The following is a 12,681-nucleotide window of genomic DNA, read 5'->3' as shown; positions in this document are numbered from 1 at the left end:
TTTCGGGGGCACGGTCTGCAGTTCACCGAGGCGTCGCCGTCCCGCGAGGGAAGCTAAACCTGCTCATTGAAATACCGACAGGACGTCCTCGTGCCTCGTCGAAAGCCGGTGACCATCGACACTGCCTAACTGGCGGTTGAGGCATGTACAAGGATGTGACATGTCGCGAGAAATTCACGCACTGACTATCGCCGATCTCTCGGCTTTTGCCCGCGCTTTGCGGGAAGCTCTGGCGCAGCGCGAGGCGCCGCCCCGCGAGCGCACTGCGCCGCTGGGCCACGTTGAGATGCTCAATCTGTTGAGCAAGTCGGCGGGGTATAAGAACTACCAGCATTTCCGGGCCGAGAGTGATGCTGCCGAGCAGGTGGCACCGGCGCCGAAGGCTGATTCCGAACTGATCGAGCGGGTGGCGCGGCACTTTGATGAGCGCGGTGTGCTCATGCGCTGGCCGGCGAAGAACAGTTTGCAGCCGCTTTGCCTTTGGGCGTTGTGGAGCCGAATGGAGGCGGGCAGGATCTATTCGGATGCCGAGATGACGGCGCTGCTGACGGCATGGGCCAGCTTTGGCGACCATGCGCTGCTGCGGCGGGCGCTGGTGTCGCTGGGCTATGCTGTGCGCAGCAAGGATGGGCGGATTTATCAGCGGATCGAGCAGAAGCCGCCGGTGGAACTGTCGCCGTTGTTGCGGCGGGTCCGGCGGGCGGAAGAGGTGGCTTAGGCCGTCTTATTGGTGCTGCGCTGATAGGCGATCTTGGCGGCCAGATTGCCCAGGCCCTGGGACTCGGAAAGCTTGACCGAGACCAAGCCATTGGCCTGGCTGTTCAGCGCTTGCAACTGGGAATAGGCAGCCTTCCGCTTCTCGCGGTAGTAGTTCATCTGCTCGTAGCGAGACATCTGGGAGATGGTGCTGAGACTTGCCATAGGACGAGCATGGCAAGTGTTGGTTACTTCCAGATTAATGCTGAAGAACGACAAGTCCTGCCGCCGTTGCCATCATGGCGCCCGCAGTCTTGTTGAGACGACCCAAGGCCTTTTCGCTCTTGAACATTTCGCGGGCTGCGGAGGCGAGCCAGGCATAGCCGCAACCGATCAGCAGCAGGACGACGACCACGATGGCGGTCAGTTCGATGAAGGCGACGGGGTTCATCTGGTCGAGTGGAATCACGGTGGGCAGGATGGCGAGGTAGAAGACGATGGTCTTCGGATTGCCCATGGTGAGGGAGAAGCCGGCGAGGAAGGTCTTCCAGGGGTCTTCGTTCTTGGGCTTCATCTGCTCGGCGCCGGGCTTTGCCGTCCAGAATTTCCAGGCGATGTAGAGCAGGTATGCCGCGCCGGCCCAGCGCACGATGACGAAGATCGGGCCGAACCATGTGGCGATGGCGGCGAGGCCGAAGACGGCGAAAACGAAATAGACGAGATCGCCGGCGAGGATACCGAGGACCATGGGGAAGGCACCCTTGAAGCCGCCGCCCAGCGCACGGGCGACCACTGCGGCTACGCCGGGACCGGGCACGAGCACGGCGATGGCATAGGCGACGGTGAAGGCGGCGAGGGTGAAGAGATCCATGGGCGTGGTCCGCTGAAAAGAGAGGCCGGACACTACTCCCGAGGCCGATGATTTGCCAGAGGGCGGTTGACGCTGCCTGTCGCTGCGCTATTTATGGGGCACCGTAACCCGACCGGATGGTGCCTGATGGAACGCTTCTCCAACGCAATGCCGACCTGCCTTGCCCTTGGAGAATTCTCGATCCATGCCCGTTTCCGTAACGATTTCGCATCTTTCCTATACCGGTCCTGACGGCCACAAACTCTTTTCCGATCTCGATCTGACCTTTGGCCCGGGCCGCACAGGCCTTGTGGGGCGCAATGGCGTGGGCAAGACCACGCTGCTGCGGCTGATTGCCGGCGAACTGACGCCGAGCGGCGGCACGATCAGCGGCACGGGCCGCATGGGTGTGCTGCGGCAGCAGGTGCAGCCGGCAGAGGGGGAGACCGTTGCCGATCTCTTTGGGGTTCGCGCGGAGTTGCTTTTGCTCGCCAAGGCGATGGGCGGGGAGGCGACGGTTGATGAATTGGCCGAGGCCGACTGGACGCTGGAGGCCCGGCTGGATGAAGCGGTGGCGCAATTGGGGCTGCCCGTGACGGCGGAGACGTTGCTGTCTACTCTGTCCGGTGGACAGAGGACGCGGGCGGCGTTGGCGGCTCTGGTGTTTGCCGAGCCGGACCTGATCTTGCTCGATGAGCCGACCAATAATCTCGATGTCGAGGGCCGGGCGGCGGTGGCGGAACTGCTGGCGGGGTGGCGGGGTGCGGCCATTGTCGTGAGTCACGATCGCGGCTTGCTGGAACAGGTTGATGCGATTGTTGAGCTGACGACGCTGGGTGCGAAGACCTATGGCGGCGGGTGGAGCCTTTATCGCGAGCGCAAGGCGTTGGAATTACAGGCGGCCGAGCATGATCGCGATGTGGCCGAGCGGCAGGTGCGCGATGTGGCGCGCAAGGCGCAGGAGGCGCGGGAAAAGCAGGCGCAGCGCGATGCTGGGGGACGGCGCAAGGGCGCCAAGGGAGACATGCCGAAGATCGTGCTCGGCGGGTTGAAAGGACGGGCCGAGGAGACGGCGGGTGGGCTCGACGCGCTGGCGGAAAAGATGGCGAGTGCTGCGAGCGAGCAGGCGCGGGCGGCGCGGGAGCGGATCGAGGTTCTTACCCCATTCGCGGTGAAACTGGCGCCGAGCAATCTGCCTTCGGGCAAGGTGGTGCTGCGGGCGAGCGGGTTGACCGGGGGCTATGACGAGGCGGCGCCGATGATCCGGAATTTCGATATGGAGATTATCGGGCCCGAGCGGGTGGCGGTGACGGGGCCCAATGGGGCTGGGAAGACGACGCTGATCAAGCTGCTCACCGGGCAATTGGCGCCGTTTGCGGGCTCCGTGCAGATCGGCGGGCCGATGGCGCTGCTCGATCAGCAGGTGGGGTTGCTGGACCGGGGCGAGAGCATTGTCGAGAATTTTGGGCGACTTAATCGCGAGAGTTCGGAGAATGATTGCCGGTCATTGCTGGCGGCGTTCAGCTTTCGGGCGGATGCGGCGCTGCAGAAGGTGGGGACGCTGAGCGGCGGGGAAATGCTGCGGGCGGGACTGGCTTGCGCTGTGGGCGGGAAGACGCCGCCGATGCTGCTGGTGCTTGATGAGCCGACCAATCATCTCGATGTCGAGGCGGTGGAGAAGATCGAGGCGGGACTCAGGGCGTTCGATGGGGCGATCCTGGTGATCAGCCATGATCGGACGTTTTTGGAGAATATTGGGGTGACGCGGGAGGTGGAGTTGGGGGCGCGGTGATTGCCGATACCCCCCACCCTCAATCCCTCCCCACAAGGGGGAGGGAGGCGAAGGGCTCCATAAACTCGGTGTCATTCCCGCGGAAGCGGGAACCTCTGTTTTCCTTCGAAGTGGAACGGAGGTCCCCGCTTTCGCGGGATGAGATTGGTGGGTTTGGAAGCGCGTACGCTCAACTGTCTTATGGCAGGCGGGCGAGGCGCTCCGTGAGGAGCTTGAAGAGGCCTTCGGCGTTGCCGTTGCGGAGGTAGGTCGCGTTACGCGGCTTGTCGGTGACGTGCCAGTAGTCGGTTACGGTCATGCCGACGGTGAGTTCGCTTGCGGTTTCGACGGTCACGTTGCACTCGCGGCCTTCGAAGAGGGTGGGGTCGATGAGGTAGGCGATGACCGTGGGGTCGTGGAGCGGGGCGCCTTCCCAGCCGTACTTCTTGAGGTCAAAGCCTTCGGAGAAGGTCAGCATGTCGTAGGCGGCCTGGCCGGAGCGATTGCCGAGCGCCAGAATCGCGTTGAGGCGGGCCGGGGTGGACTGGATTTGATGAGTCACATCAAGCGGTAGCACGGTGATCTTGATGCCGCTGCGGAAGACGATGTCGGCGGCTTCGGGGTCGACATAGATGTTGAATTCGGCGGCCGGGGTGATGTTGCCGACTTCGAAATAGGCGCCGCCCATCATGACGATCTCGGCGACGCGCTCGGCGATCTTCGGCTCTTTCACGAGGGCCATGCCGATATTGGTCAAGGGCCCGAGGGTGCAGAGCGTGATGGTTTTGGGCTCGGCGCTAAGCAGGGTTTCGATGATGTAATCGACGCCGTGTTGGGGCTGGAGTTCGATTTTTGGCGCCGGCAGATCGGGGCCGTTTAGGCCGGTGTCGCCGTGGACGTGCTCGGCGGTGACGAGCGTGCGGCGCATGGGGCGGGCGCAGCCGGCATAGACGGGGACGTCGGGACGGCCGGCGAGTTCGACGATTTTGCGCGCATTATTGGCATTGTGGTGGAGGCCGACATTGCCGGCCACGGCGACGACACCGATGACGTCGAAATCTTCGGGGGAGGCCAGCGCCAGAAGGATGGCTACGGCGTCGTCCTGACCGGGGTCGGTGTCGATGATGATCTTGCGCGGCATGAATAGTCCCTGGACAAACCGGATGAAAACGGCGGGACTTTAACGAGGCGAAGAGCGGCGGTCGACAGGGCAATAGGCCAAAGGAACGCTCATCGACAGGCAACGTTGTAGGGGCAGCGTCACCAAGCCCCGAAAGCTGCCATGAAAGCCCCATCTCCGCCCGACGACATGAATGAAAGCCAGTTCGAGCGTGTGCTCGACAATGCTGCGCGGCTGTCGGTGGTGGCGATCGGAGCCGTGGTGCTGTTGTTCGTCTTGCAGGCGGGGCAGATGTTTCTGGCGCCGGTGACGCTGGCCATCGTCATTGGGCTGATGTTCGGGCCGGTGGCCGACCGGCTGGAAAGGGTGGGCGTGCCGCCGGCGCTTTCGGCGGCGGTGGTGGTGCTGTTGCTGCTCGGCGTAATTGGGGCGGGAATCGTAGCCTTCGCCTTGCCGCTCAGCGAATGGGTGGCGCGTGCGCCTCTGATCTGGGAAAAGCTGCAGGGGCAATTGGCAAATTTGAAGGAGCCGCTCGAGACGTTTTCGCAGTTCCAGTCGCAGCTCAGCGAGGTTTTCGGCGGCGGCTCGGCCGCGATGAATGTCAATGTCGAGGACGGCAGCGCGGTGACGAGCGTGGCGCTGTTGGCGCCGACCCTATTGGCGCAAATCCTGATTTTTCTGGCCAGCCTCTATTTCTTCGTCGCGACGCGCGATCATATCCGCATTTCGGTCCTGTCGCTCTGCGTGACGCGAAAAATGCGGTGGCGGACGGCGCATGTGTTTCGCGATGTCGAGGCCAAGGTCAGCCGTTTCCTGCTCTCGATCACCTTCATCAATTGCTGCGTGGGGCTGGCGGTGACGCTGGTGATGTGGGCCATCGGCATGCCCTCGCCGATCCTCTGGGGGGCGCTGGCGGCGGTGCTCAACTACATTCCCTATGTGGGGCAGGGCACGATGATCCTGATCCTGCTGGCTGTCGGGCTCGGGACGCAGACGCGGCTTGAGCAGATCGTGTTGCCGGCGCTTTGCTATATGGGCGTCAATTTCGTCGAGGGGCAGATCGTTACGCCGCATTTCATAGGTCGGACGATGACGCTCAATCCCTTCGTGATCTTTCTCTCGATCACCTTCTGGCTCTGGGCCTGGGGGCCGGTGGGTGGGCTTGTGGCCGTGCCGACGCTGTTGATCGCGACCTCGATCCTGACCCATACGCTGCCGAGCAAACCGGTGATGCCGAAGCGGCCGGTGCGGCGCACGAGCAGGATGACCGAGCGCGAGGCGCTGCTGGCCAATGCAGCACAGGCCATCAGGGAACAGCGGCAGGAAGCCGAGGACAGCGCGGAAAAGCGCAAGCAGGAGCGTATGGAGCCGCCCGATGGAACGGCGCCGACCGGGGTCGAAACCTCTTCCTAGCGTTTTCCGGCGCGGGGCACCCTTGCAGTCCGAAGCCTTGACGGAAAGTGCCTCTGCCGACCAGTGTCGTTCTGATCAGGACGAGACGGGGGTTACGAATCATGGCCGGAGAAGCTGTCATCCACGCGGCTGAGGCCGCGCATAGCGGCGTCGATCTCGTTCCCGTCGTGGCACTCCTGGCTGCCGGCGTGGTGGCCGTTCCGCTGTTTCGGCGTATTGGGCTTGGTTCGGTGCTGGGTTATCTGGCGGCGGGGCTGCTGCTGGGGCCATCCGGCATCGGGCTGATTGCCGATCCGAGTTCGGTTCTGCACCTGGCCGAATTGGGCGTGGTGCTGTTTCTTTTCATCATCGGGCTCGAAATGGAGCCGAGCAAGCTCTGGGCCCTGCGCAAGCAAATCTTCGGGCTTGGCGTCATTCAGGTCGCCTGTTGCGGGTTGCTGCTGACCGGTGTCGGGCTGCTGCTCGGATTTGCGCCTGTCGTTGCCTTCATTTTCGGCATGGGCTTCGTGCTGACCTCGACCGCGATCGTCATGCAGATACTAGCGGAGCGCGGGGAGCTGGCGTCCGAGAGCGGGCAGAAGATGGTGTCTATCCTGCTGCTCGAAGACCTCGCCATCGTGCCGCTTTTGGCTGTCGTGGCGATCCTGGCGCCTGCGGCCGAGGATCAATCCATGCTGACGCGCGCCATCGGCTTTGGCAGTGCCATCGGCGCCATCCTGCTGCTGATCGTGCTCGGACGGCGGGTGATGAACCCGTTCTTTGCCATTCTTGCCTCGTCCAAGGCGCGCGAGGTGATGACGGCGGCGGCGCTGCTGGTGGTGCTGGGCGCGGCGCTGTTGTTCCAGGTCAGCGGGCTTTCCATGGCCATGGGGGCGTTTCTTGCGGGCGTATTGCTGTCGACATCGACTTTCAGGCACCAGCTTGAGGCCGATATCGAGCCGTTTCGCGGCCTTTTGCTCGGGCTCTTCTTTCTGGCCGTGGGCATGTCGCTCGATCTGGGGATTGTCGGGGAGAATTGGCAGCTCATCGCGGTCAGCGTGCTGGCCTTCATGCTGGTCAAGGCGGGGGCGATCTATGTGATCGCGCGGCTGCTGCGCTCGGGGCATGGGGAGGCGCTGGAGCGGGCGGTGCTGATGGGGCAGGGCGGCGAATTCGCCTTCGTGCTCTATACGACTGCCGTTGCGGCGGGGCTTATCGATGGCCCAAGCAATGCGATTTTTACGGCGACGGTCATCATTTCCATGGTGCTGACGCCATTCGCCATGATCGGCCTGCGCTATCTGATGCCCAAGCGCGTGGAATCGATGGATGGCGTCGAGACGGCCGATGGGCTCAATAGCCGGGTGCTGATCATTGGCTTCGGGCGCTTCGGGCAGATCGCCAGCCAGCCCTTGCTGGCCATGCGCCATTCGGTTTCGATCATAGACAATGATACGGACATGATCCGGGCTGCGGCGCAGATCGGGTTCAAGGTCTATTACGGTGATGGGACGCGCCTCGATATCCTGCGTGCTGCCGGCGCGAGTACGGCGGACCTGATCCTGATCTGTACCGACCAACGCGAGCAGACGACGCGCATCGCCGAATTGCTGCGCGACGAGTTTCCGTTGGCGCGGGTGGTGGCGCGGTCCTTCGATCGACAGCACAGCATCGAATTGATCCAGGCGGGAGTGGAGTACCAGCTTCGCGAAACCTTCGAATCGGCTGTCATTCTCGGCGGCGAGGCTATCGCCATGCTCGGTGCCAGCGAGGAGGAGGTCGCCGAAGTGTTGGAAGGCGTGCGCGCCCGCGACCGGCAGCGATTCGAACTGCAACTGGGTGGCGAAGACTGGCGAAACCTCAGCAGGCTACTGGTCAGCAATGCGCAGGAGCAGGCGCGCGAGAGCGGCGTATCGGTTTCCGAAGAGAGCGCCGAGGACGCCGTAGCCCATTCCGTCCCCGCACAGGGGACCTGATTTTTCTCCTCTCCAAGGGGGCTTTCCGATGCACAAATTAAGTGCAAGAGTGAGCACATTAGAGGGGAACATCGTCATGAACACTGGATTGCGATATGCCGCAAAAGCCGATCGTCTACGATGCTCCGACGCCCGAGCCCCGTGCCTCTACCGTTGAAGCTATACAGGCGGAAATCCTCGAAAGGCTGATCTATTCGGTCGGCAAGGATCCGATTGTCGCGCGTCCGCATGACTGGTTGCGCGCCACCATCCTGGCGGTGCGTGACCGCATCATGGACCGCTGGATGGAGAGTTCGCGCGAGACCTGGCGCACCTCCAACAAGCGCGTCTATTATCTCAGCCTCGAATTCCTTATCGGCCGGCTGATGCGCGATGCGATCAGCAATGTCGGGCTGATGGAGCCCGTGCAGCAGGCATTGAAGAATCTCAATGTCGACCTCGGCGACCTGATCAATCTCGAGCCCGATGCGGCTCTGGGCAATGGTGGTCTCGGCCGTCTTGCGGCGTGTTTTCTCGAATCCATGTCTTCGGTGAAAATCCCGGCCTATGGCTATGGCATTCGCTATGTGCACGGCCTCTTCCGCCAGGAAATGAGCGAGGGCTGGCAGGTTGAGCTGCCGGAAGACTGGCTCGCGCATGGCAATCCTTGGGAATTCGAACGCCGTGAAAGCGCCTATGAGGTTGGCTTTGGCGGGCATGTCGAGCCGATCACCGATGCCGACGGCACGGTGCGGCACGAATGGCGGCCGAACGAGCATCTGCTGGCGGTGGCCTATGACACGCCGATCGTCGGGTGGCGTGGGGCGCGCGTAAATACGCTGCGGCTCTGGAGCGCGCAGCCGATCGATCCGATCCTGCTCGACAAGTTCAATTCCGGCGACCATATCGGCGCGCTCGAAGAAAGCGCCAAGGCTGGGGCGATCACGCGGGTTCTCTATCCGGCTGACTCGACGCCGGCGGGGCAGGAACTGCGGCTGCGGCAGGAGTTTTTCTTCTCGTCCGCTTCGCTGCAGGACATCGTGCGGCGGCATCTGCAGCAATATGGCGATCTCGGCTCGCTGCCGGACAAGGTGGCCATTCAGCTCAACGATACGCATCCGGCCATTTCGGTTGCCGAATTGATGCGCATTCTCGTCGATGACAACGGGCTCAAATGGGCCGAGGCCTGGAAGCTGACCAAGGGCACGTTCGGTTATACCAACCACACGCTGCTTCCGGAGGCACTCGAAAGCTGGCCGGTGGCGCTGCTGGAACGGCTGCTGCCGCGCCATATGCAGATCGTCTACCAGATCAATGCCGATGTGCTGGCGGAGGCGCGTGGTCGCGCCAAGTTCACGGACCAGCAGATCGCGGCTGTGTCGCTGATCGACGAGCATGGCGGGCGCCGGGTGCGCATGGGGCAATTGGCCTTTGCCGGGTCGCATTCGATCAATGGCGTTTCCGCGCTCCATACCGAGCTGATGAAGCAGACGGTGTTTGCGGACCTGCACAAGCTCTATCCCGAGCGCATCAACAACAAGACCAATGGCATTACGCCGCGGCGCTGGCTGATGCAGTGTAATCCGGGGCTGACCAAGCTCGTGAGCGAGCGGATCGGGCCGGATTTCCTCGATGATATCGACAAGCTGCATGCTCTTAGTGCGCATGCTGAAGATCCGGGATTCCAGAAGCAGTTCGCGGCGGTTAAGCGCGCCAACAAGGAGCGGCTGGTCAAGCTGATCAAGGAGCGGGTCAATGTGTCCGTATCGGCCGATGCGCTCTTTGACGTGCAGATCAAGCGCATCCACGAATACAAGCGCCAGTTGCTCAACATCATTCATGCCGTCGCGCTTTATGACGAGATCCGTGCCCATCCCGAGAAGGATTGGGTGCCGCGGGTGAAGATTTTCGCGGGCAAGGCGGCGCCGAGCTATTGGAACGCCAAGCTGATCATCAAGCTGATCAATGACGTAGCCAAGGTGATCAATCATGACCCGGCTGTGCGGGGTCTCCTGAAGGTTGTGTTCCTGCCCAACTACAATGTCAGCCTTGCCGAAATGATCGTACCGGCGGCCGATCTTTCCGAGCAGATTTCGACGGCGGGCATGGAAGCCTCGGGCACCGGCAACATGAAGTTCATGGCCAATGGCGCCATCACCATCGGCACCATGGATGGCGCCAATGTCGAGATGCACAAGGAAGTGGGCGACGACAATATCGTCATCTTCGGGCTGACGACGGAGCAGGTGGAAGACAAGCGCAGCCGCAGCGAAGTGCCGCGCGCCTCGATCGACAAGTCGCCGCGCCTGCGGGAGGCGCTGGAGGCGATTTCCTCGGGTGTGTTCTCGCCAGACGATCCCAATCGCTATCGCGATCTGATCGGCGGGCTCTATGACCATGACTGGTTCATGGTGGCGCGCGATTTCGACGCCTATTGGACGGCACAGACCCAGGTCGAAAAGATCTGGGCCGACCGCTCGCGCTGGGACGCAATGGCGATCAGAAACACCGCCAATGTCGGCTTCTTCTCGTCGGACCGGACGATCCGGCAATATGCCGCCGATATCTGGAACGTGCAGACCGCATAAGAAAACGAGACGGGTCGTGGATCCGAAAGCGGGTCTGCGACCTTTCCAGAGTACGACCGCCGATATGGAAGCGGCCGGTCATGGGGGGATATAGGGCGTGAGCAGGGAAACTTGGCAGGCCGATAGCCGTGACGTCGAAGAAATCGTGGCGGGTCGCCACAGGGATGCCTTCGGCGTGTTGGGCTTGCACGAAGTCGACGGGCAATGGGTGTTGCGCGCTTTCATTCCGCATGCGGAATCGGTTGTCGCCTTCACGCTCGATGGGAAGGAACTCGGGGGCCTCTATCCTCGCCACGCCGGTGGCGTGTTCGAGGGCAAGGTCGAGATTGACCAGCGGCAACCGATCCGCTATCGCGCCAAGAATGCCGGCGGGGAATGGGACGTGTTCGATCCCTATTCCTTCGGGCCGGTGCTGGGGCCGATGGACGATTTCTATATCGGCGAAGGCAGCCATCTTAGGATGTTCGACAAGCTCGGCGCCCATGAGATGGAATTCGAAGGCATTCACGGCACGCATTTTGCCGTCTGGGCGCCCAATGCACAGCGCGTTTCGGTGGTTGGTGCGTTCAACCAGTGGGACGGGCGGCGCAACCCTATGCGCAATCGCAACGGCATTTGGGAAGTGTTCATTCCCGTGCTCGGGACCGGGACGATCTACAAGTATGAAATCGTCGGGCCGGACGGCAAGGTCTTGCCGCTCAAGGCGGACCCCTTTGCGCGGCAGGCGGAGTTGCGGCCGCGCACGGCGTCGGTCGTGCCCGATCCGACGCCGTTCACCTGGTCCGACCAGAAATATATGGAAGAGCGCGCCAGCCATGATTGGCGGCGCACGCCGATGTCGATCTATGAGGTGCATCTGGGGTCGTGGCGGCGGCGGCCGGATGGGTCGTTCCTGAGCTATGACCAGTTGGCCGAGCAGCTCGTGCCCTATGCTGCCGATATGGGTTACACCCATCTCGAATTCCTGCCGGTTTCCGAGCATCCGTTCGATCCGAGCTGGGGCTATCAGCCGACGGGGCTGTTTGCGCCGACGTCGCGCCATGGCGATCCTGCCGGCTTCGCGAGGCTGGTGAATGCGGCGCATGAGGCGGGGCTGGGCGTCATTCTCGATTGGGTGCCGGCGCATTTCCCGACAGACGAATTCGGGCTCGCGCGCTTCGACGGCACGGCGCTCTATGAGCACGCCGATCCGCGGCAGGGCTATCACCCCGACTGGAACACGGCGATCTATAATTTCGGGCGCAAGGAGGTTTCGGCCTTCCTGACCAATAGCGCGCTCTACTGGTTCGAGGTGTTCCACATCGATGGGCTGCGCGTCGATGCGGTGGCCTCGATGCTCTATCTCGATTATTCGCGCCAGCCGGGGCAATGGGTGCCCAACAAGCACGGCGGCAACGAGAACCTTGAGGCGGTGGCCTTCCTGCAGCGAGTGAATGCCGAGGTCTATCGGCAGTTTCCGGGCGCTTTCATGATTGCCGAAGAGTCGACCTCGTGGCCCGGGGTGAGCCATCCGACCTATAATGGCGGGCTTGGTTTCGGCTTCAAGTGGAACATGGGCTTCATGAACGACACGCTGCGTTTCATGAGCCGCAATCCAATCCATCGGCGCTACCACCACAACGACATGACCTTTGGGCTCATGTACGCGTTCAGCGAGAACTTCGTGCTGCCGCTGAGCCATGACGAGGTGGTGCACGGGAAGGGCGCATTGCTCTCGAAAATGCCGGGCGATGACTGGCAGCAATTTGCCAATCTCAGGGCCTATCTCGCCTTCATGTGGGGGCATCCGGGCAAGAAGCTCCTGTTCATGGGGCAGGAATTTGCGCAGCGCGAGGAATGGTCGGAAAGCCGTGGGCTTGACTGGTGGCTGCTCGATGCCGCGCCGCATGAGGGCATGCGGCGGCTGGTGGCTGATCTCAATGCTGCCTATCGCAGCCTGCCGGCCCTCTATGAGCACGATTGCGAGCCCGAGGGCTTCGAGTGGCTGATCGGCAATGACCAGACCAATACCGTCTATGCATGGGTGAGAAAGGCCGAGGGGGCCGATCCGGTGATCGTCATCTCCAATTTCACGCCAGTGCCACGCAGTGGGTACAAGGTGCCGGTGCCCCATGCGGGGCGCTGGGTGGAGCGGATCAATACGGATGCTGGCTGGTATGCCGGGGGCAATACGGGAAATCAGGGGGCGGTGACCGCCCATGCCGTAGAGGGGCGGCATATGCCTGCGGAAATGGAACTGTACTTGCCGCCGCTGGCAACGCTGTTTTTGAAATATGAGCCGGAGTGATCCGTCTCGGGTGAATACGTCC

The 12,681-nt window shown here is 62.4% G+C and carries 9 protein-coding genes; 6 read left to right on the top strand and 3 right to left on the bottom strand.

The window, feature by feature from the left end; translation table 11 throughout:
- Positions 1 to 160: 160 nt before the first annotated feature.
- On the top strand, positions 161 to 718 hold the full coding sequence (locus JP75_RS23330; protein WP_035087325.1) for a DUF2087 domain-containing protein: 558 nt from the start codon (positions 161 to 163) through the stop codon (positions 716 to 718).
- Here the strand turns inward: JP75_RS23330 and JP75_RS23325 are convergent.
- Entirely contained in the window at positions 715 to 921 is a 207-nt protein-coding gene (locus tag JP75_RS23325; protein WP_035087324.1) for a hypothetical protein, read from the bottom strand. The two genes, JP75_RS23330 and JP75_RS23325, sit on opposite strands and share 4 nt — an antisense overlap.
- Before the next feature lie 34 nt (positions 922 to 955).
- On the bottom strand, positions 956 to 1,567 hold the full coding sequence (locus tag JP75_RS23320) for a LysE family translocator (protein ID WP_035087323.1): 612 nt from the start codon (positions 1,565 to 1,567) through the stop codon (positions 956 to 958).
- 184 nt (positions 1,568 to 1,751) lie between these two features.
- Between JP75_RS23320 and JP75_RS23315 the strand changes: the two genes are divergently transcribed.
- Positions 1,752 to 3,338 (top strand): ABC-F family ATP-binding cassette domain-containing protein, encoded by a 1,587-nt coding sequence (locus JP75_RS23315; RefSeq protein ID WP_035087322.1) that lies wholly within the window; start codon positions 1,752 to 1,754, stop codon positions 3,336 to 3,338.
- 178 nt (positions 3,339 to 3,516) lie between these two features.
- Here JP75_RS23315 and JP75_RS23310 read toward each other — a convergent pair whose 3' ends face one another.
- A complete protein-coding gene (locus JP75_RS23310) occupies positions 3,517 to 4,458 on the bottom strand; it encodes a nucleoside hydrolase (protein ID WP_035087320.1) in 942 nt (313 codons plus the stop codon).
- Between the two features lie 141 nt (positions 4,459 to 4,599).
- Here JP75_RS23310 and JP75_RS23305 point away from each other — a divergent pair, with 141 nt between their 5' ends.
- From JP75_RS23305 to glgB, 4 genes are all read left to right on the top strand, one after another.
- Complete coding sequence (locus JP75_RS23305) at positions 4,600 to 5,850, top strand: AI-2E family transporter (RefSeq protein WP_084587892.1); 1,251 nt, start codon at positions 4,600 to 4,602, stop codon at positions 5,848 to 5,850.
- 101 nt (positions 5,851 to 5,951) lie between these two features.
- A complete protein-coding gene (locus JP75_RS23300) occupies positions 5,952 to 7,805 on the top strand; it encodes a monovalent cation:proton antiporter-2 (CPA2) family protein (RefSeq protein WP_035087318.1) in 1,854 nt (617 codons plus the stop codon).
- 95 nt (positions 7,806 to 7,900) lie between these two features.
- Positions 7,901 to 10,372 carry a glycogen/starch/alpha-glucan phosphorylase gene (locus JP75_RS23295; protein WP_035087317.1) on the top strand — a complete coding sequence of 824 codons (2,472 nt, stop codon included), beginning with the start codon at positions 7,901 to 7,903 and terminating at the stop codon, positions 10,370 to 10,372.
- 97 nt (positions 10,373 to 10,469) lie between these two features.
- The gene (gene glgB, locus JP75_RS23290) at positions 10,470 to 12,659 is read left to right on the top strand and encodes a 1,4-alpha-glucan branching protein GlgB (protein ID WP_035087316.1); all 2,190 of its coding nucleotides are present in this window, start codon (positions 10,470 to 10,472) and stop codon (positions 12,657 to 12,659) included.
- Positions 12,660 to 12,681: the final 22 nt, after the last annotated feature.

Source organism: Devosia riboflavina (assembly GCF_000743575.1).
In the GTDB taxonomy this organism is placed as follows: domain Bacteria; phylum Pseudomonadota; class Alphaproteobacteria; order Rhizobiales; family Devosiaceae; genus Devosia; species Devosia riboflavina.
The sequence above is the reverse complement of the archived record's forward strand: the minus strand, read 5'-3'. Positions and strand labels throughout refer to the sequence as shown.

What these genes read in the sequence shown, in the direction of transcription:
- JP75_RS23330 (WP_035087325.1), top strand. Translation starts at nt 161, where the DNA reads ATGTCGCGAGAAATTCACGCACTGACTATCGCCGATCTCTCGGCTTTT.
- JP75_RS23325 (WP_035087324.1), bottom strand. Translation starts at nt 921, where the DNA reads ATGGCAAGTCTCAGCACCATCTCCCAGATGTCTCGCTACGAGCAGATG.
- JP75_RS23320 (WP_035087323.1), bottom strand. Translation starts at nt 1,567, where the DNA reads ATGGATCTCTTCACCCTCGCCGCCTTCACCGTCGCCTATGCCATCGCC.
- JP75_RS23315 (WP_035087322.1), top strand. Translation starts at nt 1,752, where the DNA reads ATGCCCGTTTCCGTAACGATTTCGCATCTTTCCTATACCGGTCCTGAC.
- JP75_RS23310 (WP_035087320.1), bottom strand. Translation starts at nt 4,458, where the DNA reads ATGCCGCGCAAGATCATCATCGACACCGACCCCGGTCAGGACGACGCC.
- JP75_RS23305 (WP_084587892.1), top strand. Translation starts at nt 4,600, where the DNA reads ATGAAAGCCCCATCTCCGCCCGACGACATGAATGAAAGCCAGTTCGAG.
- JP75_RS23300 (WP_035087318.1), top strand. Translation starts at nt 5,952, where the DNA reads ATGGCCGGAGAAGCTGTCATCCACGCGGCTGAGGCCGCGCATAGCGGC.
- JP75_RS23295 (WP_035087317.1), top strand. Translation starts at nt 7,901, where the DNA reads ATGCCGCAAAAGCCGATCGTCTACGATGCTCCGACGCCCGAGCCCCGT.